Consider the following 21,900-nt stretch of genomic DNA (forward strand, 5'->3'; position numbering starts at 1 on the left):
ACGCCCCTTTTGGGGTGGCTCGGTTCTCCCCCAGCTACCGCTGGGAGGTGCCCCCGCCGGGTAGACCATCCGACCGGTCACGCGCCCTTCAGGTTCAGCCGGTCGGCCGCCCGGTCACCGCGGCGGCCGACCGGGATGGCGCCGAGCGCCTTGGCCAGGCCGAACTCCGGCATGTTGATGTAGACGGCCTCGTGCGCGCCGGCCGGGACGACGAAGGTCTCGTGCCAGAAGCCGACCTTGCCCCGGCCCTCCCGCAGCCGCCGGTTGAACGCGGCCCAGGCCGGCCGGTGCTCCTTGTCCTGGTCCACGGCGTACGCCAGCAGCTTCTCGTGCGACTCCCAGTACTGGACCAGATAGATCACCCGGGGCGGGCCGAACAGCAGGTGGTAGCCGAGCATGCCGCTGTCCTTGTCCCGCGCCAGCTCGCGCAGCATCCGCGGCATCGCCCGGAACACCGGCCACCAGCTGCGCAGCGCCCGGAAGCGGTTGATCCGCATGCCGATCATGAAAACGGTCACCCCACCCTCGGCGTCGGCGGTCATGCGCCCGGCTATCGGCTTGGCACCCATGGCGATCCCCTCATCCCTCGCAACGCGGTAATCTCGGATAGCGGCGCTATCCAACGCTTGGATAGTGCCACTCTCCAACCAGGAAGGCAAGTGGATGCGTCTCAGGGAGCTGAGCGAGCGCAGCGGGGTGCCCACCGCGACGATCAAGTACTACCTGCGCGAGCGGCTGCTGCCGCCGGGCGAGCGCGTCAGCGCCACCCAGGCCGAGTACGGCGAGGAGCATCTGCGCAGACTGCGGCTGGTGCGGGCGCTGATCCAGGTGGGCCGGGTGCCAGTGGCCACCGCCCGCGAGGTGCTGGAGACCGCCGAGGACGAGTCGCTGTCCCAGAACACCCGGATGGGGGCCGCGGTCTGGGCGCTGCCACACGGCCCCGAGCCCGCCGCGGACGACCCGGAGACCGAGGACGCCCGCCGTCAGGTCGACGCCCTGCTGGAGCGGCTGGGGTGGGCGTACAGCCAGGAGCTCGGCGACACCTCCCCCGCGTACGGGATGCTGGTGGCGGCGATCGCCTCGCTGGCCCGCCTCGGCTATCCGCACGAGACCGACCACCTGCTGCTGCACGCCCGCCTCGCCGCCGAACTGGCCGTCGCGGACCTGGATCTGGTCGAGAAGTACGGCGGCTCCCCCACGGAGCGGATCGAGGCGGTCGTCGCGCTGACCGTGCTGTACGAGCCGGTGCTGCTGGCGCTGCGGCGGCTCGCCGAGACCGAGGAGTCCGGTCGCCGATTCAAGGATTCCTGATACGAAAAATCCCTCCGTGAAAAACACGGAGGGATTTCTCGATAAAGTACCCCCGACCGGATTCGAACCGGCGCTACCGCCTTGAGAGGGCGGCGTGCTAGGCCGCTACACAACGGGGGCTTGAGTACTGCGCTGGGCTACCAGGACTCGAACCTAGACTAAATGAACCAGAATCACTCGTGCTGCCAATTACACCATAGCCCATGGTATAGACCAGTACCCCCGACCGGATTCGAACCGGCGCTACCGCCTTGAGAGGGCGGCGTGCTAGGCCGCTACACAACGGGGGCCCTAGCGATCTCCGTCTCCGCGAAGAAGAAGAGATCCGTACCCCCGACCGGATTCGAACCGGCGCTACTGCCTTGAGAGGGCAGCGTGCTAGGCCGCTACACAACGGGGGCCTGATCCTGCTGGTCAAGGGATTTCCGGGAGAACCGGGAGATTCCCTTGCTGGGGTACCAGGACTCGAACCTAGACTAAGTGAACCAGAATCACTCGTGCTGCCAATTACACCATACCCCACCAAAACGCCACCCCTTTGGGGGTTTTGTCTGGTTTGCGCTCCGGTCCGGCCTCTCGGCCCGCCCGGGCGGCGCAGGAAGAACATTACCCGATGGTGGACGGGCCACCAAAACGAGTATCGCCGCGCCACAGGCGGCGCGGGCGGTCGCCGGGACCCGGCGACCGCCCCCGTACGCGCGTGAGGAGCGCCTATGCCGTCAGCTTCGCCAGCGCCGCGTCGACACGGGCCAGCGTGCGCTCACGGCCCAGGACCTCCAGGGACTCGAACAGCGGCAGGCCGACCGTGCGGCCGGTGACGGCCACGCGCACCGGCGCCTGGGCCTTGCCCAGCTTGAGGCCGTGCTCCTCGCCGGCCGCCAGGACCTCCGCCTTCAGTGTTTCGGCGTTCCACTCGGCCTCGGCGAGCCGGGGGCGGACCGAGGCGAGCAGCGCGTCCGCGCCCGGCTTCATCGCCTTCGTCCAGGACGCCTCGTCCTCCACCGGCGTATCGAGGAAGAGGAAGTCCACGTTCGCGGTGATGTCGGACAGCACCGTCAGCCGGGTCTGGGCCAGCGGGGCCAGCGCCTCGAAGGCGGCCGCGTCGAAGGCCTCCGGGGCCCAGGGCGCGTGCGGCGCCTTCAGCCAGGGCCCGCACGCGTCGATGAAGGCCTTCACGTCCATCCGCCGGATGTGGTCGGCGTTGATCGCCTCGGCCTTCTTGAGGTCGAAGCGCGCCGGGTTGGCGTTCACCTGGGCGATGTCGAACGCGGCGACCATCTCGTCCAGCGTGAAGACGTCCCGGTCGGGCGCCAGCGACCAGCCCAGCAGGGAGAGGTAGTTGAGCAGGCCCTCGGGCAGGAAGCCGCGCTCCCGGTAGAGGTTCAGCGAGGACTGCGGATCGCGCTTGGAGAGCTTCTTGTTGCCCTCGCCCATCACATACGGCAGATGACCGAAGGCGGGCACGGTGCCGCCTCCGACGCCGATCTCGGCGAGGGCGCGGTAGAGCGCGATCTGGCGCGGGGTGGAGGACAGCAGGTCCTCGCCGCGCAGCACATGGGTGATCTCCATCAGCGCGTCGTCAACCGGGTTGACGAGCGTGTAGAGGGGGGCGCCGTTGGCCCGCACGATCCCGTAGTCCGTCACGTTCTCCGGGGTGAACGTGAGCTCGCCGCGCACCAGGTCGGTGAAGGTGATCGGCTCGTCGGGCATCCGGAAGCGCACGATGGACGAGCGGCCCTCGGCCTCGTAGGCGGCGCGCTGCTCATCGGTCAGGGTGCGGCACTTGCCGTCGTAGCCGGAGGGCCGGCCGGCCGCCCGGGCCTCCTCGCGGCGCTGCTCCAGCTCCTCGGCGGTGCAGTAGCAGTGGTAGGCGTGGCCGCTCGCCAGCAGCCGGTCCGCGACGTCCCGGTAGAGGTCCATGCGCTGCGACTGGCGGTACGGGCCGTGCGGGCCGCCGACCTCGGGGCCCTCGTCCCAGTCGAGGCCCAGCCAGCGCATCGCGTCCAGCAGCTGCTCGTACGACTCCTCGGAGTCGCGGGCGGCGTCGGTGTCCTCGATACGGAAGACCAGGGTGCCGCCGTGGTGACGGGCGAAGGCCCAGTTGAACAGGGCGGTGCGGACCAGGCCGACATGGGGGTTGCCGGTCGGCGAGGGACAGAAACGTACCCGCACGGGGGCGGAGGGGATTGCGCTAGCCACGCTTGATCACCTTGTTGGTGAGAGTGCCGATGCCTTCGATGGTGACGGCGACCTCGTCGCCGACGCTGAGCGGTCCGACGCCCGCCGGGGTGCCGGTGAGCACGACGTCGCCGGGGAGCAGCGTCATCGCCTCGGTGATGTGCACGATCAGGTCCTCGACCGGGCGCACCATCTCACTCGTGCGGCCCAGCTGGCGCTGCTGCCCGTTGACGGTGCAGCCGATGCCCAGGCCCGCGCTGATGTCGGCGGGGTCGATGCCGGTCTCCACCCACGGTCCGAGCGGGCAGGAGGTGTCGAAGCCCTTGGCCCGGGCCCACTGCTTCTCGCGCTTTTGGACATCGCGCGCGGTGATGTCGTTGGCGCAGGTGTAGCCGAGGATCACGTCCTTGACGCGCTCCCTGGGCACCTCCTTGCACATCCGGCCGATGACCACGGCCAGCTCGGCCTCGTGGTGCACCTCCTGGGAGAAGGAGGGGTAGACGATCGGGTCGCCGGGGCCGACCACGGAGGTGGACGGCTTGAAGAAGGCGACCGGGACGCCGGGGACCTCGTTGCCCAGTTCGGCGGCGTGCTCGGCGTAGTTGCGGCCGATCGCGACGATCTTGTTGGGCAGGACGGGCGGCAGCAGCCGGACCTCGCTCAGCGGGATCGTCCGGCCCGAACGCTCGAACTCGGCGAAGGGGTGGCCTTTGATGATGTCGATCACAGGGCCGTCCTGGGCGGACGGCCCGTCCTCGACCACGCCGAAGGCGACGTTGCCGTCGATGGAGAACCTGGCAATGCGCACGGGAAGCTGCTGCCTTTTCACTGGAGTCGCTGGAGACTGACGCTCCAGGCTATCGCTCCGCGCCCTGCGGGCCCCTGCCCTTTTTGTCCGCGGGCGGTTCTCCGGTGCCCGCCCAGGGCCGCCGACTCAGCTGTCGGTGGGCGCCTTGGTCAGGATCGTGCGGTTGGGGTTCGCGGTCTGCGTCGGGAGGTCGACGGGGTGCTCCGGGCGCTCCTCGGCAGCGGTCTGCAGCTCACCGGCGTCCTTCAGATGCGCCAGGGTGGTGCGCCGCGGATTGGCTATGGTGCGGAACATCATCGTCGTCTTCACGTGAGTCATGCCTCGTGTAGTTGTCGTTTTGACCGGCTGTGTAAAGCGTCAGGCTAGAGGCCCCTTTGCCCACCGATCCGGGAAAGAAGTCGCGATCGGCTTGTGAGTTTCCTCACGACTCCCCGGGCAAATGCCGCATTGAAGACACTCACCCCAAGCCCCCGAAACGGACATTGCCGCCCCGAAGCTGACGTTCCGATCTTGATCATCGCCACCCGGACACGCGCTGTTTGCGGGCAACTCGCAGGAAAAAGTCCGTTATCGCCGAGATGGCTTTCTACGTCCGGTAATAAATCCCGTACTGAGCGTCACACCCGTCACAGCCTTTTCGCTTGCCCTTGTTGCAGCATCCGGCACTGTGCTGGAATTCCCGGGACCGCCGCGGACACAGCCGGCGCGCAGGGGGGTGCAAGGAGAAGGAGACGCCGAGCGGCGGTGGCTCCTCTTCTCGACTACGGAAGGAAGCGCGCCGGTCACTCACGACCGCCAGGGGGGCCTGACCGTCCCCCACGACTCGACACCGCTTCACCGCGCAGTCGGTGAAGCGCCTGGTCCAGAGGTTGCGACACTAGTGCAGGGACGTTTCAAGAGGGAAGGTAAGGGGTCTCCCCAGGGCCTCCAGGGCCAAGGGGACGCTTCGGCGGACCCGGGGCCGCGCGGTGGGACCGACCGCGGCTCCTCGCCCCCGCGCGCCCAAGTCACCGGACGGGGCCCGGCCGACCACCAGGGTCCGGAGTCCGCCCCGCAGGCCGGCGGTGCCGCACCGGCCGCCCAGCCCAAGCCGAAGGGCCCCAGCGGACCGGGCACCAGGCTCGCCCTGCGCAACTGGCGCATCAGCACCCGGCTGGTCTCCCTGCTCGCGCTCCCCGTGGTCGCCGCGACCACCCTGGGCGCGCTGCGCATCGACAGCTCGCTGGACAACATCGAGCAGCTCGACCGCATGAAGCTGCTGACGGAGATGACCCAGCAGGCCACCCAGCTCGCGAACGCGCTCCAGGAGGAGCGCGACAAGTCGGCGGCGCCGCTGGCGAGCAAGGGCAACGCCAAGGACGACCGCGTCGTCGCGACCCGCGAGAAGACCGACCGCGAAATAGCGTCGTTCAACAAAGCCACCCAGGACCTGGATCCGGGGGACAAGGCGATGGCGGGCGTGCAGTCCACGCTCGTCGACATCAGCAAACAGCTCGGCAATATCAGCCAGATCCGCGACTCCGCCTATCAGGACGAGCAGTACTACTCGCTGACCGCCCAGGACTACAACGAACTGATCGACTCACTGCTGCTGCTGTCCCAGGACATGGCCCAGGCCACCAGCAACAGCGACATGATCAACAATACCCGTGCACTGGCCACGTTCTCCTCCGCCAAGGAGTACGCCTCGATCCAGCGCGCGCTCATCAGCGCCGCGCTCGCCAACCCCAAGGGCGCCGAGTTCTCCGCCAACGACCGCCGCTTCGCCAGGACCGCGGTGGACAAGGAGGAGGAGGCGCTGCGGCGGTTCAACCAGATCCGCGAAGGCGACTCCGAGGACCTGCTGGAGCCGCTGGACAGCCGCGCGGACATCAAGTCGGCGACCTTGTACGCCGACCGCGCCGTGCGCGACCCCCGAGGGCTCCAGGCCGAGAAGCGCTCCGCCATCGACTGGTACGACCAGGACTCCATCAAGATCGATGAGATGGCCCGGATCGAGCAGACGCTGCTGGGCGAGATGAAGCAGAAGGCGCGTGATCTACGCGCGGAAGCCCAGCAGGACGCGATCCTCAACGGCGCCCTGATCCTGCTGGTCCTCGGCGTCACACTGGTCGGCGCGTTCGTCGTCGCCCGGTCCATGGTCCGCTCGCTGCGCCGGCTGCAGGACACCGCCCAGGACGTCGCCCAGAAGCGGCTGCCGGAGCTGGTCAAGCAGCTGTCCGAGTCCGATCCGCAGGACGTGGACATCTCCGTGGAGTCCGTCGGCGTGCACAGCCGGGACGAGATCGGCAAGGTGGCCACGGCCTTCGACGACGTGCACCGCGAGGCGGTCCGGCTGGCCGCCGAACAGGCGCTGCTGCGGGGCAACGTCAACGCGATGTTCACCAACCTCTCGCGCCGCAGCCAGGGCCTCATCCAGCGCCAGCTCTCGCTGATCTCCGAGCTGGAGAGCCGCGAGGCCGACCCGGACCAGCTGTCCTCGCTCTTCAAGCTGGACCACCTGGCCACCCGTATGCGCCGTAACGGCGAGAACCTGCTGGTCCTCGCGGGCGAGGAGCCCGGCCGCCGGTGGACCCGGCCGGTCCCGCTGGTCGACGTCCTGCGCGCGGCGGCGTCCGAGGTGGAGCAGTACGAGCGCATCGAGCTCAGCTCCGTGCCCACCAACGAGGTGGCCGGGCGGGTCGTCAACGACCTGGTGCACCTGCTCGCCGAGCTGCTGGAGAACGCCACCTCGTTCTCCTCGCCGCAGACCAAGGTGAAGGTCACCGGTCACGCCCTGCCCGACGGCCGGGTGCTGGTCGAGATCCACGACACCGGCATCGGGCTCTCCCCCGAGGACCTGGCGGCGATCAACGAGCGGCTGGCCAGCCCGCCCACGGTCGATGTGTCGGTCTCCCGGCGCATGGGTCTGTTCGTGGTCGGCCGGCTGTCGCTGCGCCACGGAATCCGCATCCAGCTGCGGCCGTCCGACTCGGGCGGCACCACGGCGCTGGTCATGCTGCCGGTGGACGTCGCCCAGGGCGGCCGCAAGCCGGGCGCCCCGACGCCGGGGAACGCGGGCCAGGGCGGTCCGGGCGGCCCCGGTGGTCCCGGCGGTCCTGCCCCCAGCAGCGGTTCGGCCGGAATGCTGGGCTCCCTGCCGTCCAGGCGGCAGGTCCCCGGCTCCGGCTCGCGGGCCGCGCTGCCCGGCAGCGGACTGCCCACCCGTCCCGTCGGCGCGGGCGCGGGTCCTTCGGGCAGCGCCCCCTCCGGTCCGAACTTCTTCGAGGGCGGCAACCGGCCCCCGGCCCAGAGGAGTGCCCCGGCCGGCCCGCCCGGCGACTTCGCCGGGCGTCCCCCGCTCCCCTCGCGCGGCGACGCGCGCACCGACGGCCGCGGCGAGGGCCCGACCGTGGCCCCGCCGACCGGTGCTCCGATGCGTGCGGACTCCGCCGGTGACCAGGGCGGGCGCCCGCAGCTTCCGTCGCGTGGCGCGGCGCCCGAGCTGCCCGGCCCCCAGGAGCCCGGCACCAGCTGGGGCGCGCGCCGGTCGGGCGAGGACGACTGGCCGACCACGCGCGAGGCGATGGACGCGCCCCGCGGGCACGAGGAGAACGACACCACCGGCCCGTTCGCCCGGCCTCAGCTGGGCCAGTCGCCGAGCGTGTTCGAGCCGCGGCGCGGCCCTGGTGACACGGGCGAGTTCGCGCTGCCGGGCCAGGGCGACGGCGGCCGCGATCCGCTGGCGGGCCGCGGCCCGGGCGACACCGGCCAGTTCGCCCGGCCCCAGCTGGGCCAGGGCCCCGGCGACACGGGTGAGTTCCCGCAGCCTCAGCTGGGCCGGCGCCCCGGCGACACGGGCGAGTACCCCCAGCCCCAGCTGGGCCGGCGCCCCGGCGACACGGGCGAGTACCCCCAGCCCCAGTTCGGCCAGGGCCCCGGCGACACCGGGGAGTTCCCCCAGCCCCGGTTCGGCGAGCCCGCCGGGCGGGGCGGCCGTGGGCCCGGTGACACCTCCGAGTTCGCCCGGCCCGACTTCAACGCCCCGCGCCCGGAGGCCGACACCGGCTCCTACCGGCAGGGCGGCCCGGGCGTCGGGCGCGACCAGAACTCCGGCACCGGGGAGTTCCCGCTGCCGCAGGGCCCGGGTGGCGGTGGCGCCGGGGGGTCCGGCACGCTTCCGCCCGCTGGGCCCGGCGACGGCCGGACTCCGATCTTCGACACGATCGAGTCGAACTGGTTCCGCTCGCAGGACGGCGGGACCCTGGGCAGTGGCCAGCGGCTCACCACCGAGCCGCCGGGGTCCGGCCGCCCGGCGTCCGCCGTGCCGCCCACCCCGCGCCGCGACCCGCAGCCGGCGTCCCGGGACGCCGGCGAAGGCGCCGGAATCGGCGCCGGACCGGGTGCGGACCGCTCCGGTACGAACGGCTCCGGTACGAACGGCTCCGGCTTCGGAGCCAACGGCTTCGGGCCGGAGGCGGACGGCTTCGGCCCCGGGGCGAACGGCAGCGGCCCGGCGTCCAACTGGCGCACCTCGCCCAACGACGAGCGCTGGCGCCGCGCCGGGCAGCTTCGCGAGGAGGGGCCCGCGGCGGGCGGTGTGACGTCTTCCGGGTTGCCACGCCGCGTACCCCGCGCGAATCTCGTGGAGGGCGCCGCACAGCAGCAGCAGTCCCGTCCGACCGGACCACAGGTTTCGCGCGCGCCCGATGACGTGCGCGGAAGACTGACCAACCTCCGCCGGGGGATCCAGCAGGGCCGCCGGGCCGGAACCGGCCCGGGCGGCAATCACGATCGCGGCGTAGGCCCGACTTACCAGCAGGAGCGTTAGTTGAGCCCGATGAGCCAGGCGGCGCAGAATCTGAACTGGTTGATCACGAACTTCGTGGACAACACCCCCGGGGTGTCGCACACGGTGGTGGTCTCCGCCGACGGACTCCTTCTGGCGATGTCCGAAGGCTTTCCCCGTGACCGAGCCGATCAGCTGGCGGCGGTCGCCTCCGGCCTGACCTCGCTCACCGCCGGAGCCTCCCGCATCTTCGAAGGCGGCGCGGTCAACCAGACCGTCGTCGAGATGGAACGAGGCTTCCTGTTCATCATGTCCATCTCCGACGGCTCCTCCCTGGCCGTACTCGCCCACCCCGAGTGCGACATCGGCCTCGTCGGCTACGAGATGGCCCTGCTGGTCGACCGCGCGGGCAGTGTCCTCACCCCGGACCTCCGCGCCGAACTGCAAGGCAGCTTGCTGAACTGACCATCAACCCGCCGCCCACCCGCTCGGCTGACAGGCCGAACGCCCCCCAAACGGCACCGACCGACGGCGACACCGTCACCTTCCTGTCCCGACCGGAGGACCCATGACCCCGCCCCCTGCCTCGCCCGGCCCGTACGGCGGCCATCATCATTCGCCGTACGGGAGTGAAGGCGACCAGCCGTTGGTGCGCCCGTACGCGATGACCGGTGGCCGGACCCGGCCCCGCTACCAGCTCGCCATCGAGGCGCTGGTCTCCACCACGGCGGACCCGGCGCATCTGCAGGGGCTGCTCCCCGAGCACCAGCGGATCTGCCATCTGTGCCGCGAGGTCAAGTCGGTCGCCGAGGTGTCCGCGCTGCTCAACATGCCGCTGGGAGTGGCCCGGATCCTGGTCGCCGACCTGGCCGAGGCGGGGATGGTGGCGATCCATCAGCCCGGCGGCAACGCGGACGCGGGCGGGACCCCGGATGTGACACTGCTGGAAAGGGTGCTCAGTGGACTTCGCAAGCTCTAGCGGCGGCGCTCCGCCGGCCCGCGCGACCACGTCGGCCAAGATCGTGGTGGCGGGCGGCTTCGGCGTGGGCAAGACCACGTTCGTCGGCGCGGTCTCGGAGATCAACCCGCTGCGCACCGAGGCCGTGATGACCTCCGCCTCGGCCGGGATCGACGATCTGAGCCATGTGCAGGACAAGACCACGACGACCGTGGCGATGGACTTCGGCCGCATCACCCTGGACGACGACCTGATCCTGTACCTGTTCGGCACGCCCGGTCAGGACCGGTTCTGGTTCATGTGGGACGACCTGGTCCGCGGCGCCATCGGCGCCGTCGTCCTCGTCGACACCCGCCGCCTCGCCGACTGCTTCCCCGCCGTCGACTACTTCGAGAACTCCGGACTGCCCTTCGTCATCGCCCTCAACGGCTTCGACGGACACCAGCCCTACACCCCCGAAGAGGTGCGGGAAGCACTCCAGATCGGCCCGGACACGCCGATCATCATCACTGACGCCCGCCACCGCAGCGAGGCCAAGAGCGCGCTTATCACACTCGTGGAGCACGCCCTGATGGCTCGACTGAAGTAGGCGTAAAATCCCGGAAGTTGTCTGAAATCCGATGACCGGAGCGGGCTGTGTCCTACGACACGGCCCGCTCGGGCGTTCATAACGTTTCGACAGAGAAAAACACGGGATCCAATACGGAGCGCGTTCAGACAGCTCCGTTGCGCGCTCAATTAGTTCGTCGTTTGACATGTCTCACCCGTAACGCCCGTTTTATCTCTGGTCCAGACAACTGATCGGGTGCTTGGCCGACTGTTTGGAAAGCACCGACGCAGCATGCTGGAATTCGCTGAACTGGGCGGTACGGGCTCAGCTGGGAACGGCACGACACAGGTGCCGACGCCGAGAGGTTGTTGGTCGAGTGAGGCGAAGCATGCCGGACTCCGCGAAACAGGTGCGGGGGAACTTCACCCCGCCGCCGCGCACAGCGGCGCAGCCCGCCGACGCGACGGAGCCCCCCGTCGCGGCCGGCGGGCGCCTGTCGCCGCGGAACTGGCGGGTGCCGGCCCGCCTGAACGCGATCCTGCTCATACCCGTCCTGGTCGCCCTGCTCTTCGGCGGCTTCCGCGTCCAGTCCTCCGTTTCCACCTGGAACGAGGCCGAGGACGCCGAGCGCACCGCCCGGCTGGTCCGCGCGGCCGCCACCTACAGCCACGCCCTGGTTGACGAGCGGGACCGCACCGCGGTTCCGCTGCTCACCGGTTCCGCCGAGGACGAGGTCAAGAAGGCGCGGGCGGCGACCGACGCCGCGAAGGCCGAGTTCGACAAGTACGCCGAGAACATGCCGAACACCGCGAGCCTCAAGCGCCGCCTCAAGGCGTTCCGGGCGGCGGAGCCGCAGCTGGCCAATCTGCGCCGCTACGCCTACACCGACCGGCTGGGCGGGGTGCAGACCGAAGAGGGCTATGTCGCGGTAGAGCACTCACTGTTGGAGTTCGCAAACGAACTGGGTCTGGGCACCGGCAACATCACCTCCTACGGCCGCACCGTCTACGCGGTCTCGCTGGCCAAGGGAGCCGAGTCGCTGCAGCGCTCCATCGGCAGCCATCTGCTGGTCAAACCCGGCCCCTCCGCAGCTGACCGCAAGACCCAGCTCACCGCGTTCGGCTCGTACGTCTACCTGGAGAAGATCGCCCTCACCGAGTTCCAGTCGGCCGGCCTCCCCGAGGACGTGGCCCGGCTGAAGCAGGCCATGGCGGCGGGGCAGAAGAAGGCCGAGGAGCAGGTCAAGGAGGCCCGGCGGAAGGCCGCAGCCGAGGACCGGCAGTTCGTGGTGCCGCCGTCGATGGAGCAGATGATCGAGGCCATCGGCGACGGCGGGAAGCCGGCCGACCTCAAGGAGCGCGGCATCACCCCGGAGTCGTGGTTCGCCGCCTCCACGGCCAAGTTCGACGCCTATCGCGAGATCGAGAAGGACCTCGTCGACAAGGCGGTGAACGAGGCTTCGCAAATCTCCGCGAACGCAAAGCGCGACGCGTTTGTGAACTCCGCCATCGTGCTGCTCGCCCTCCTGTTGGCCTTCGTCGTGGCGGGCCGGATGGCCCGCTCCATGAGCCGCAGCATGCGGCAGCTGCGCAACACCGCCTTCGACGTCGCCGAGCAGCGGCTGCCCATGCTGGTCGACCAGCTCTCCCGGGCAGATCCGGGCCGGATCGACACCCGGGTGCCCCCGACCCCGATCACCACGCGGGACGAGATCGGCGAGGTGGCCCGGGCCTTCGACCAGGTGCACCGCGAGGCGATCCGGCTCGCCGCCGAGCAGGCGATGCTGCGCGGCAACGTCAACGCGATCTTCACCAACCTTTCCAGCCGCAACCAAGGCCTCATCGAGCGCCAGCTCTCCCTGATCTCCGAACTGGAGAACCGCGAGGCCGACCCGGACCAGCTCGAGCACCTCTTCCGGCTGGACCACCTGGCGACCCGTATGCGGCGCAACGGCGAGAACCTCCTGATCCTCGCCGGCGAGGAGCCGGGCCGCCGCTGGAACCAGCCGGTGCCGCTGATCGACGTGTTGCGCGCCGCCTCCTCCGAGGTGGAGTCGTACGAGCGGATCGAGCTGGCCGGCGTCCCGGAGACCGAGATCCACGGCAACGCGGTGACCGACCTGGTGCACCTGCTCGCGGAGCTGCTGGAGAACGCCACCACCTTCTCCTCGCCGCACACCAAGGTGCGGGTGACCGCGACCCGGCTGCCCGACGGCCGTGTGATGATCGAGATCCATGACAAGGGCATCGGCCTGACCGCCGAGGACTTCGCGGACATCAACCACAAGCTGGCCAATCCGCCCACCGTCGACGCCGCGGTCTCGCAGCGCATGGGTCTGTACGTGGTCGGCCGCCTCGCCGACCGGCACCACATCCGGGTCCAGCTGCGCCCGTCGGGCGAGCAGGCGGGCACCACCTCGCTGGTGATGCTGCCGGACGCGATCACGCACGGCGGAGGCGGCGAGGAGCTGCCCGGAAACCAGGACTTCACGGTCTCCCCCCGGATCGGCCAGGAACAGGCCCAGCAGATCCCCCAGGCCCCCCAGGCCCCGCAGGCGCCGCAGACCGTCCCCCAGGCCCCTCAGCCCCCTGTGGCGCCGCAGCCGCCGCAGGCCGCCCAGCCGCAGACCGCCCAGGAGCCCGCCGCGCCGCGTACGGCCGCCGACTACGGCTTCGACGACTCCGCATACGGCGACGATCCGCTGTTCGGGCCGATGACCCAAACCGGGGCATCCGCCCCCGCGGCGCCGACCGGACCGGCCATGCCCTTCCCGCCTTCTGCGCCGTATCCCGAACCGGAATCGGAATACGGGACCGTGACAGGCGCCGCGGAATCCGGACCGCCGCCGTACGCCGACTTCACTTCCCCGTCCCACCAGGGAAATTGGAGCGACACTGGTTCGTTTGAGTCGCCCTTTGGCGCCAATTACACAGCGCACTCCGAACAAACGGAATCTGCGCCAAGCGCTCCCGAAGTGGCGGCGGAAAGCGTAGAGTTCCACCGTCCGGGGCCCTCCCCGAGCACCACCGGCTCCCTGACCGACGCCGGTCTCCCCCGCCGCGAGAAGCAGTGGCAGCCGTCGGAGGACCCAGGGGCCCAGCAGCCGACCGCGGAAGCGGGGGCGCCGGAGCAGCCCGGTCAGGTCTCGGGGCAGCAGGACTACTCGGACACCTTCACGTGGCACCCGGAGAACGACCAGCGCTGGCACCGAGCCGAGCAGCTGCGTGAGCCGAAGGCCGGCGGGGTCACCTCTTCCGGTCTGCCCCGGCGAGTGCCCAAGGCCAACCTGGTCGAGGGCTCCGCGGAGTCCACCGGAGCGGGCGGCCCCCAGGTCTCCCGCGCGCCGGAGGACATCCGCGGCAGGTTGAGCAACCTGCGCCGCGGCGTCCAGCAGGGGCGCCAACAGCGTGACCAGCATGACCAACAGGGCTACGGCCCCGGCAGCACCTACGATCAGGAGCGTTAGTGTGAGCCCGATGAGCCAGGCGGCGCAGAACCTGAACTGGTTGATCACCAACTTCGTGGACAACACCCCCGGGGTGTCGCACACGGTGGTGGTCTCCGCCGACGGACTCCTTCTGGCGATGTCCGAAGGCTTTCCCCGTGACCGAGCCGATCAGCTGGCGGCGGTCGCCTCCGGCCTGACCTCGCTCACCGCCGGAGCCTCCCGCATCTTCGAAGGCGGCGCGGTCAACCAGACCGTCGTCGAGATGGAACGAGGCTTCCTGTTCATCATGTCCATCTCCGACGGCTCCTCCCTGGCCGTACTCGCCCACCCCGAGTGCGACATCGGCCTCGTCGGCTACGAGATGGCCCTGCTGGTCGACCGCGCGGGCGGCGTCCTCACCCCGGACCTCCGCGCCGAACTGCAAGGCAGTCTTCTCAACTAGCAAACACAAAGATGCGTTTCGCGCCACCGCGCCGTTAGGGTGCGGTGGCGCGACCGGCAGACAGGCAAGTTGGAGGAGGACACGTGGCAACGCCCCCCAGTGGATATCCGTACGGCCATGGGCAGCAGGCCGAGCCGCACGGTGACGCCCCGTTGAAGCGCTTCAACTTCCCCTCCGCGCCAAGCCGCCAGGTCCGTACGGCCCAGCAGCCCCCTGCGGCGCCCCAGGAGCCCGTTCAGCAGCCTCATGAGGCTGTGCCCCCGCCCCTGCACGCGCAGCCCCCTCAGCAGCCGTACGCGCCCTCCTACGCCCCGCCGGGCGGCCCGGCCGGGCTGTCGTCCGAGCCGATGGGGCCGCACCAGCCACCGCCCAGCCGGCCCGCGCCGCCGCCCGTGCGGCACGCTCCGGAGCCGTCCTCCCCGGCCACCGGCCACAACCCGCTGGTGCGGCCGTACGCCATGACCGGAGGCCGGACCCGGCCCCGCTACCAGCTCGCCATCGAGGCGCTGGTCTCCACCACGGCGGACCCCGCCCAGCTCCAGGGCCAGCTGCCCGAGCACCAGCGGATCTGCCACCTGTGCCGCGAGATCAAGTCGGTCGCCGAGATCTCCGCACTCCTGACCATTCCCCTCGGCGTCGCCCGAATCCTCGTAGCCGACCTGGCCGAGGCCGGGCTCGTCGCCATCCATCAGCCCGGCGGCGACGAGACCGCCGGCGGCCAGCCTGACGTGACATTGCTCGAAAGGGTGCTCAGTGGACTTCGCAAGCTCTAGCGGTGCAGCCCGCTCCACCACCTCCGCGAAAATCGTGGTGGCGGGCGGCTTCGGCGTGGGCAAGACCACGTTTGTCGGCGCGGTCTCGGAGATCAACCCGCTGCGCACCGAAGCCGTGATGACCTCCGCCTCCGCGGGGATCGACGACCTCACCCACGCGCCGGACAAGACCACCACCACGGTGGCCATGGACTTCGGCCGCATCACGCTCGACCAGGACCTGATCCTGTACCTGTTCGGCACGCCCGGCCAGGACCGGTTCTGGTTCATGTGGGACGACCTGGTCCGCGGCGCCATCGGCGCCGTCGTCCTCGTCGACACCCGCCGCCTCGCCGACTGCTTCCCCGCCGTCGACTACTTCGAGAACTCCGGGCTCCCCTTCGTCATCGCCCTCAACGGCTTCGACGGACACCAGCCCTACACCCCCGAGGAAGTCCGCGAGGCGCTGCAGATCGGCCCGGACGCGCCGATCATCATCACCGATGCCCGCCACCGCAGCGAGGCCAAGAGCGCGCTCATCACGCTCGTCGAGCACGCCCTGATGGCGCGTTTGCGATAGCGACAGCCGGCGTCGGCGGCACCCGCCGCCGAACGCACAAATCCCCCGCTCTCCGGGAGAGCGGGGGATTTGTGCGATTCTGACCGCGTTCGCCGGCCGCCGGGGCTTACCCCTGCCAGCTGTGCGGGGCGCGGAAGCCGCGCTGACGCTCCAGCCGGCGCCAGCCCGCCGCGCTGCGGCCGGTGTGGCCCGTAGAGCGGCGGTGGACGGCGCCCGCGGCCGCGCGGGCCAGGAGGACCGCGGTGACCGCGGCGAGCTCCTCGGCGTCGGCGTGGCCCTTCTCGACGCGGACGACGGTGGCGCCGCCGACGGCGGCGGCGGTATCGGCTGGGTTCTCGGCGATGTCCTGTGCGGTGCTCACGGTGGCTTCGTCTCCAATGCTCGCGTTACTGCGGCGGGTTGCCGTGCTTGCGGGACGGCAGGTCGGCGTGCTTGTTGCGCAGCATCGCCAGGGACCGGATGAGGACCTCGCGGGTCTCCACGGGGTCGATGACGTCGTCGACCAGGCCGCGCTCGGCGGCGTAGTACGGGTGCATCAGTTCGGACTTGTACTCCTTGACCATGCGGGCGCGCATGGCCTCGGGGTCGTCGGCATCGGCGATCTGACGGCGGAAGATCACGTTGGCGGCGCCCTCGGCGCCCATCACCGCGATCTCGTTCGTCGGCCAGGCGTAGGTCAGGTCGGCGCCGATGGACTGCGAGTCCATGACGATGTAGGCACCGCCGTACGCCTTGCGCAGGATGACCGAGATGCGCGGCACGGTGGCGTTGCAGTACGCGTACAGCATCTTGGCGCCGTGCCGGATGATCCCGCCGTGCTCCTGGTCGACGCCGGGCAGGAAGCCGGGCACGTCCAGCAGTGTGATCAGCGGGATGTTGAAGGCGTCGCACATCTGGATGAAGCGGGCGGACTTCTCCGACGCCTCGATGTCCAGCACCCCGGCCAGCGACTGCGGCTGGTTGGCGATGATGCCCACCACCTGGCCGTCCATCCGGGTCAGAGCGCAGATGATGTTGGTCGCCCAGCGCTCGTGGACCTCCAGGTACTCGCCGTCGTCGACGATCTCCTCGATGACCTTGCGCATGTCGTACGGGCGGTTGCCGTCGGCCGGGACGAGGTCGAGCAGCGCCTCGCCGCGCCGCTCGGCCGGGTCGTCGGACTCGACGGCCGGCGGGTTCTCGCGGTTGTTCTGCGGGAGCAGCGACAGGAGGTAGCGCACCTCCTCCAGGCAGCTCTCCTCGTCGTCGTACGCGAAGTGGCACACGCCCGAGGTCTCGGCGTGCACATCGGCGCCGCCCAGTCCGTTCTGGGTGACCTTCTCGCCGGTCACCGCCTGGACCACGTCGGGCCCGGTGATGAACATCTGCGAGGTCTCGCGGACCATGAAGACGAAGTCGGTGAGCGCCGGGGAGTAGGCGGCCCCGCCGGCGCACGGGCCGAGCATCACGCTGATCTGCGGGATGACGCCGGAGGCCTTGGTGTTGCGCTGGAAGATGCCGCCGTAGCCGGCGAGCGCCGAGACGCCCTCCTGGATGCGGGCGCCGGCACCGTCGTTGAGCGACACCAGCGGCGCCCCGGCCGAGATGGCCATGTCCATGATCTTGTGGATCTTCGTGGCGTGGGCTTCCCCGAGCGCCCCGCCGAAGATCCGGAAGTCGTGTGCGTACACGAACACGGTCCGCCCGTGCACGGTCCCCCAGCCGGTGACGACACCGTCGGTGTAGGGCCTCTTCGCCTCGAGCCCGAACCCGCTCGCGCGGTGCCGCCGCAGCGGCTCGACCTCGTTGAAGGACCCCTCGTCCAGGAGCAGATCGATCCGTTCGCGGGCCGTCAGCTTCCCCTTGGCCTTCTGGGCCTCGGTCGCCCGCTCGCTCGGCCCGCGCCGAGCCTGCTCGCGGATCGCGTGCAGCTCGGCGACACGCCCGCGGACGTCGCTCGCCTCAGCGGGCGCACCTTCGAGATTGGTCATGGAAAGACGGTACGTTCCCGGACCCCCCGAGACGCATGTCAATTCCATACAACGTCGGGCGCGTTTTGGTGGGTAGGCGGAACAGAACTGGACAGCGGATTTCTCGCCACCGCATGGGCCACTGGGCGATCGGCGCTGTCGGCACCCCACAAACCCCGACGTGGCGCGCCCAGGACCGGGGGACATGACCACCCGGATGGGCGCGCCCGGCCGGGGTCAGCAGCCGCCGCAGTTGTAGTAGACGACGTCCCAGTGGTTGCCCTCGAGGGCGTAGATGTTGCCGGAGTTGGCCTTGTACTGCTTGGCGCCGTCACCGCGCTCGCCGATGTAGGCGAAGTGGCCGGTGATGTAGTTGCTGACGCAACTGTTGAGGGCGTAGTCGAGCTTGTAGCCGTTCCAGTGGCTGTAGGTGCCGCTCGCGTGCCCGGTCTCGGTGCCGCCGGTGATGTTCAGGGCACAGCCGCTGGCGCTCTTGAGGGTCTGCGCGCCTTGTGCCGTGGCCAGGTTGAGCTGTTCGAACGAGGTGCAGGTGGGGTTGTTCCGGTCCGAGCAGCCGCCGGAGGAGGACCAGGTGATGCCGCTGGCCCGGAACATCGAGGTGGCCTGGGAGTGGCTGATCTTGGTGACCGCGAACGCCTCGCCGGCGCCGCTGATCACCCCGACTCCGGGGGCGAAGAGCACACCGAGGACGAGGACGAGGGTCGTGACGGCGGCGCTGCCGGCGGAGCGGAGCTTCATGGGACCTCCTGCTGGGGACCGTGGGACCGTGCTGGGAACCGTGCGGCTGTGCAGGTGGGGGGCGACAGCAGGATGATGGCGGACTTCTACGCGCGTCGGCCACCTTCTCCGGTGAACACTCGGGGAGATTGTCCGGAGATTTTGTGTACGCGGGAAATGGGGTTATGGTAGATGACGTTGAAGATTCAACAGACCAGCCCCGGCGGAGCTACACCCCCCAAGGCTCCGCCGGGGCCGTGTTCACCGGCCGGGCCCCGGCCGCCGGGCGCCCCCGGCCATTGCTGAGGCTCCGGTCCCCGGCCTACTCCTGAGGATCCACACCGGCCCGCAGCAGCCCGTAGGCGTACGCGTCGTCCAGCGCCTGCCACGAGGCCGCGATCACGTTCCCCCCGACGCCCACCGTCGACCACTCGCCCTTGCCGTCCGCCGTCGAGACCAGCACCCGCGTCGTGGACTCCGTACCGTGCTTGCCCTCCAGGATGCGCACCTTGTAGTCCACCAGCTCCATCGCGGCCAGCTGCGGGTAGATGCGCTCCAGGCCCAGGCGCAGCGCCCGGTCCAGGGCGTTGACCGGGCCGTTGCCCTCCGCCGTGGAGACGATGCGCTCGCCCTTGGCCCAGAGCTTGACCGTCGCCTCGTTGGCGTGGGTGCCGTCGGGGCGGTCCTCGACGATGGCCCGCCAGGACTCGACGCGGAAGTAGCGGCGGGGCCGCCCCTCGACCTCCTCGCGCAGCAGCAGTTCGAAGGACGCGTCGGCGGCCTCGTAGGTGTAGCCCGCGAGCTCGCGCTCCTTGACCCGCTCGACGATGCGGCCGACCAGCTCCCGGTCGCCGCCGAGGTCGACGCCCAGCTCCTTGCCCTTGAGCTCGATCGAGGCCCGGCCCGCCATGTCGGAGACCAGCATGCGCATGGTGTTGCCGACCAGCTCGGGGTCGATGTGCTGGTAGAGGTCGGGGTCCACCTTGATCGCGGAGGCGTGCAGCCCGGCCTTGTGCGCGAAGGCCGAGACGCCGACGTAGGGCTGGTGGGTCGAGGGTGTGAGGTTGACCACCTCGGCGATGGCGTGGGAGATGCGGGTCATCTCCGCGAGCGCGCCGGCGGGCAGGACCTTACGGCCGTACTTGAGCTCCAGGGCGGCGGTCACCGGGAAGAGGTTGGCGTTGCCGACCCGCTCGCCGTAGCCGTTGGCGGTGCACTGGACATGGGTGGCGCCCGCGTCCACGGCGGCCAGGGTGTTGGCGACGGCGCAGCCGGTGTCGTCCTGGGCGTGGATGCCCAGCCGGGCCCCGGTGTCGGCGAGTACGGTGCGGACCACCGCGTCGATCTGGGCCGGGAGCATGCCGCCGTTGGTGTCGCACAGCACCACGACGTCGGCGCCCGCCTGGTGGGCGGCGCTGACGACCTGCTTGGCGTAGTCGGGGTTGGCGCGGTAGCCGTCGAAGAAGTGCTCACAGTCGACGAAGACCCGGCGGCCCTGAGCGCGCAGATGGGAGACGGTGTCCCGGACCATCTCCAGGTTCTCCTCGAGCGTGGTGCGCAGGGCGAGTTCCACATGGCGGTCGTGGGACTTGGCCACCAGCGTGATCACCGGGGCCCCGGAGTCCAGGAGCGCCCGCACCTGGGGGTCGGCCGATGCCCGTACGCCCGCCTTGCGGGTGGCGCCGAACGCGACCAGCTGGGCGTGTTTGAAGTCGATCTCGGCTCGGGCCCGGGCGAAGAACTCCGTGTCGCGCGGGTTGGCGCCGGGCCAGCCGCCCTCGATGAAGCCCACGCCGAAGTCGTCGAGGTGACGGGCGATGGTCAGCTTGTCCGCGACGGTGAGGTTGATGCCCTCGCGCTGCGCGCCGTCGCGCAGCGTGGTGTCGAAGACGTGGAAGCTGTCGTCGGGTAGGTCCTTCATGGTGGTCTGGCTCCTGTTGGGATCGATCTCGGTCTACCGGAATAACCGGTTCCGCGCCCTCCTATGATCCCTCGCGCTCCGCGTCCGGCGGGGTGGTCCGGAAAACGAAAAGACCCCTCGCGGGTGCGAGAGGTCTGCGCGCGGGTCTGGGGCACGGTGTCCGCGCCGTACCGGGTCGTACGGGGCGGTCACTGCGGACCGGCGCGCCTGCTGCCAATAATCATGGCGAACGAGAGCACGGAGGCAGTCAAGCACATCCCGCCTCCGCGCTCCCATCCGTCTCAGGATGCGAACCGCCGCGCGGATCGATATCGCAGTCACGTTCGGAGGGGCGGCCGGCACCGGTCGGGTCGACCAGGGCGGGCCGCCGGCCGGTCCGGCGTCAGCCCAGGCGGTGCATCCAGCCGTGGGTGTCCGGGGCGGCGCCGGTCTGGATGTCCAGCAGCGCCTTGCGCAGCTTCATCGTGACCTCGCCCGGCTCCCCGTCCGCCACGGTCCAGGCGGCCCGGGCGGACTTGACCGAGCCGACGGGGGTGATGACGGCGGCGGTACCGCAGGCGAAGACCTCGGTGAGGCTGCCGTCCGCGTTGCCCTGGCGCCAGTCGTCGACGCTGATGCGGCCCTCGGAGACCTCATGGCCCAGGTCGGCGGCGATCCGCAGCAGCGAGGCGCGGGTGATGCCTGGCAGCAGCGAGCCGGACAGCTCGGGGGTCACGATGCGGTCCCCGTACACGAAGTACAGGTTCATCCCGCCCATCTCCTCGATCCAGCGGCGCTCGATCGCGTCCAGCCAGACCACCTGGTCGCAGCCCTGCTCGGCGGCCTGCGCCTGGGCGACCAGCGAAGCGGCGTAGTTGCCGCCCGTCTTGGCGGCGCCGGTGCCGCCGGGGGCGGCGCGCACGTACTCCTCGGAGAGCCACACGGAGACCGGCTTGACCCCACCGGGGAAGTAGGCGCCGGCCGGGGAGGCGATCACGACGAAGAGGTACTCGTTCGCGGGCCGCACGCCGAGGCCGACCTCGGTCGCGAACATGAAGGGCCGCAGGTACAGGGACTCCTCACCGCTGCCCGGCACCCACGCCTTGTCCTGGGTGACCAGCGCGTCGCAGGCCTCGATGAAGGTCTCGACCGGCAGCTCGGGCATGCCCATGCGGCGCGCGGAAGCGCGGAAGCGCTCGGCGTTCTCCTCGGGGCGGAAGGTGGCCACGCCGCCGTCGGGCTGCCGGTACGCCTTGAGCCCCTCGAAGATCGTCTGAGCGTAGTGGAGGGTCATGTTCGCCGGGTCGAGCGAGAGGGGCGCGTACGGCACGAGCTGGGCGTCGTGCCAACCGCGGCCCTCGGTCCACTTGATGGTCACCATGTGGTCGGTGAAGTGGCGGCCGAAGCCGGGGTTGGCCAGGATCCGCTCCCGCTCCTCGTCGGAGAGGGGATGTGCGGAGGGCTTGAGCTCGATCGTGGGCGTCGTCATGAGTGGTAGTCCTTCACCGTTGGTTGTAG

At 70.3% G+C, this 21,900-nt stretch carries 18 protein-coding genes and 5 tRNA genes; 9 read left to right on the forward strand and 14 right to left on the reverse strand.

Features of this window, described 5'->3' with window-relative positions; genetic code table 11:
- Positions 1-77 precede the first annotated feature (77 nt).
- Positions 78-569 carry a DUF4188 domain-containing protein gene (locus tag ACFZDL_RS15670; protein WP_353595380.1) on the reverse strand — a complete coding sequence of 164 codons (492 nt, stop codon included), beginning with the start codon at positions 567-569 and terminating at the stop codon, positions 78-80.
- Between the two features lie 94 nt (positions 570-663).
- On the opposite strand from ACFZDL_RS15670, the gene ACFZDL_RS15675 reads away from it, so the two are divergent.
- Positions 664-1,311 carry a MerR family transcriptional regulator gene (locus ACFZDL_RS15675; protein WP_353595381.1) on the forward strand — a complete coding sequence of 216 codons (648 nt, stop codon included), beginning with the start codon at positions 664-666 and terminating at the stop codon, positions 1,309-1,311.
- 47 nt (positions 1,312-1,358) lie between these two features.
- Here the strand turns inward: ACFZDL_RS15675 and ACFZDL_RS15680 are convergent.
- From ACFZDL_RS15680 to ACFZDL_RS15715, 8 genes are all read right to left on the reverse strand, one after another.
- Positions 1,359-1,431 (reverse strand) — tRNA-Glu (locus ACFZDL_RS15680).
- A gap of 12 nt (positions 1,432-1,443) precedes the next feature.
- Positions 1,444-1,515 (reverse strand) — tRNA-Gln (locus ACFZDL_RS15685).
- Positions 1,516-1,528: 13 nt separating this feature from the next.
- Positions 1,529-1,601: transfer RNA gene (locus ACFZDL_RS15690), tRNA-Glu, on the reverse strand.
- A gap of 38 nt (positions 1,602-1,639) precedes the next feature.
- Positions 1,640-1,712 (reverse strand) — tRNA-Glu (locus tag ACFZDL_RS15695).
- Between the two features lie 49 nt (positions 1,713-1,761).
- A tRNA-Gln gene (locus ACFZDL_RS15700) sits at positions 1,762-1,833 on the reverse strand.
- 189 nt (positions 1,834-2,022) lie between these two features.
- Complete coding sequence (gene gltX / locus ACFZDL_RS15705; protein ID WP_353595390.1) at positions 2,023-3,498, reverse strand: glutamate--tRNA ligase; 1,476 nt, start codon at positions 3,496-3,498, stop codon at positions 2,023-2,025.
- A 4-nt stretch (positions 3,499-3,502) separates the two neighbouring features.
- The gene (locus ACFZDL_RS15710) at positions 3,503-4,297 is read right to left on the reverse strand and encodes a fumarylacetoacetate hydrolase family protein (protein WP_353595382.1); all 795 of its coding nucleotides are present in this window, start codon (positions 4,295-4,297) and stop codon (positions 3,503-3,505) included.
- A gap of 126 nt (positions 4,298-4,423) precedes the next feature.
- Positions 4,424-4,606, reverse strand: a complete 183-nt coding sequence (locus ACFZDL_RS15715; protein ID WP_353595391.1) for a hypothetical protein — start codon at positions 4,604-4,606, stop codon at positions 4,424-4,426.
- A 571-nt stretch (positions 4,607-5,177) separates the two neighbouring features.
- Between ACFZDL_RS15715 and ACFZDL_RS15720 the strand changes: the two genes are divergently transcribed.
- The 8 genes from ACFZDL_RS15720 (at position 5,178) to ACFZDL_RS15755 (ending at position 15,795) form a co-directional block, all read left to right on the forward strand.
- On the forward strand, positions 5,178-9,107 hold the full coding sequence (locus ACFZDL_RS15720; RefSeq protein ID WP_353595383.1) for a nitrate- and nitrite sensing domain-containing protein: 3,930 nt from the start codon (positions 5,178-5,180) through the stop codon (positions 9,105-9,107).
- A gap of 9 nt (positions 9,108-9,116) precedes the next feature.
- The gene (locus ACFZDL_RS15725) at positions 9,117-9,530 is read left to right on the forward strand and encodes a roadblock/LC7 domain-containing protein (RefSeq protein WP_391191378.1); all 414 of its coding nucleotides are present in this window, start codon (positions 9,117-9,119) and stop codon (positions 9,528-9,530) included.
- Between the two features lie 103 nt (positions 9,531-9,633).
- Entirely contained in the window at positions 9,634-10,044 is a 411-nt protein-coding gene (locus tag ACFZDL_RS15730; RefSeq protein WP_353597293.1) for a DUF742 domain-containing protein, read from the forward strand.
- On the forward strand, positions 10,025-10,612 hold the full coding sequence (locus ACFZDL_RS15735) for an ATP/GTP-binding protein (RefSeq protein WP_353597292.1): 588 nt from the start codon (positions 10,025-10,027) through the stop codon (positions 10,610-10,612). The genes ACFZDL_RS15730 and ACFZDL_RS15735 overlap by 20 nt, the downstream gene beginning before the upstream one ends.
- A 349-nt stretch (positions 10,613-10,961) precedes the next feature.
- Positions 10,962-14,039, forward strand: a complete 3,078-nt coding sequence (locus tag ACFZDL_RS15740; protein ID WP_353597291.1) for a nitrate- and nitrite sensing domain-containing protein — start codon at positions 10,962-10,964, stop codon at positions 14,037-14,039.
- A gap of 10 nt (positions 14,040-14,049) precedes the next feature.
- Positions 14,050-14,463 (forward strand): roadblock/LC7 domain-containing protein, encoded by a 414-nt coding sequence (locus ACFZDL_RS15745; protein ID WP_179285426.1) that lies wholly within the window; start codon positions 14,050-14,052, stop codon positions 14,461-14,463.
- Positions 14,464-14,546: 83 nt separating this feature from the next.
- Entirely contained in the window at positions 14,547-15,236 is a 690-nt protein-coding gene (locus ACFZDL_RS15750) for a DUF742 domain-containing protein (protein WP_353595576.1), read from the forward strand.
- Positions 15,217-15,795, forward strand: a complete 579-nt coding sequence (locus ACFZDL_RS15755) for an ATP/GTP-binding protein (RefSeq protein ID WP_078610434.1) — start codon at positions 15,217-15,219, stop codon at positions 15,793-15,795. The genes ACFZDL_RS15750 and ACFZDL_RS15755 overlap by 20 nt, the downstream gene beginning before the upstream one ends.
- A gap of 106 nt (positions 15,796-15,901) precedes the next feature.
- On the opposite strand, the gene ACFZDL_RS15760 is transcribed toward ACFZDL_RS15755, so the two are convergent.
- The 5 genes from ACFZDL_RS15760 to ACFZDL_RS15780 form a co-directional block, all read right to left on the reverse strand.
- Positions 15,902-16,138, reverse strand: a complete 237-nt coding sequence (locus ACFZDL_RS15760; RefSeq protein ID WP_353595665.1) for an acyl-CoA carboxylase subunit epsilon — start codon at positions 16,136-16,138, stop codon at positions 15,902-15,904.
- Between the two features lie 43 nt (positions 16,139-16,181).
- The gene (locus ACFZDL_RS15765; protein ID WP_353595577.1) at positions 16,182-17,765 is read right to left on the reverse strand and encodes an acyl-CoA carboxylase subunit beta; all 1,584 of its coding nucleotides are present in this window, start codon (positions 17,763-17,765) and stop codon (positions 16,182-16,184) included.
- A 216-nt stretch (positions 17,766-17,981) separates the two neighbouring features.
- Positions 17,982-18,503, reverse strand: a complete 522-nt coding sequence (locus ACFZDL_RS15770; protein WP_353595578.1) for a hypothetical protein — start codon at positions 18,501-18,503, stop codon at positions 17,982-17,984.
- A 301-nt stretch (positions 18,504-18,804) separates the two neighbouring features.
- The gene (gene cimA / locus ACFZDL_RS15775) at positions 18,805-20,403 is read right to left on the reverse strand and encodes a citramalate synthase (RefSeq protein ID WP_353595579.1); all 1,599 of its coding nucleotides are present in this window, start codon (positions 20,401-20,403) and stop codon (positions 18,805-18,807) included.
- Between the two features lie 382 nt (positions 20,404-20,785).
- Positions 20,786-21,871 carry a branched-chain amino acid aminotransferase gene (locus tag ACFZDL_RS15780; RefSeq protein WP_353595580.1) on the reverse strand — a complete coding sequence of 362 codons (1,086 nt, stop codon included), beginning with the start codon at positions 21,869-21,871 and terminating at the stop codon, positions 20,786-20,788.
- Positions 21,872-21,900 lie beyond the last annotated feature (29 nt).

This window comes from Streptomyces sp. NPDC007917 (genome assembly GCF_042959105.1).
GTDB lineage: Bacteria > Actinomycetota > Actinomycetes > Streptomycetales > Streptomycetaceae > Streptomyces.

Coding starts and splice junctions, on each gene's coding strand:
- ACFZDL_RS15670 (WP_353595380.1), bottom strand. CDS start 569: ATGGGTGCCAAGCCGATAGCCGGGCGCATGACCGCCGACGCCGAGGGT.
- ACFZDL_RS15725 (WP_391191378.1), top strand. CDS start 9,117: ATGAGCCAGGCGGCGCAGAATCTGAACTGGTTGATCACGAACTTCGTG.
- ACFZDL_RS15740 (WP_353597291.1), top strand. CDS start 10,962: ATGCCGGACTCCGCGAAACAGGTGCGGGGGAACTTCACCCCGCCGCCG.
- ACFZDL_RS15730 (WP_353597293.1), top strand. CDS start 9,634: ATGACCCCGCCCCCTGCCTCGCCCGGCCCGTACGGCGGCCATCATCAT.
- ACFZDL_RS15675 (WP_353595381.1), top strand. CDS start 664: ATGCGTCTCAGGGAGCTGAGCGAGCGCAGCGGGGTGCCCACCGCGACG.
- ACFZDL_RS15745 (WP_179285426.1), top strand. CDS start 14,050: ATGAGCCAGGCGGCGCAGAACCTGAACTGGTTGATCACCAACTTCGTG.
- ACFZDL_RS15780 (WP_353595580.1), bottom strand. CDS start 21,871: ATGACGACGCCCACGATCGAGCTCAAGCCCTCCGCACATCCCCTCTCC.
- cimA (WP_353595579.1), bottom strand. CDS start 20,403: ATGAAGGACCTACCCGACGACAGCTTCCACGTCTTCGACACCACGCTG.
- ACFZDL_RS15770 (WP_353595578.1), bottom strand. CDS start 18,503: ATGAAGCTCCGCTCCGCCGGCAGCGCCGCCGTCACGACCCTCGTCCTC.
- ACFZDL_RS15765 (WP_353595577.1), bottom strand. CDS start 17,765: ATGACCAATCTCGAAGGTGCGCCCGCTGAGGCGAGCGACGTCCGCGGG.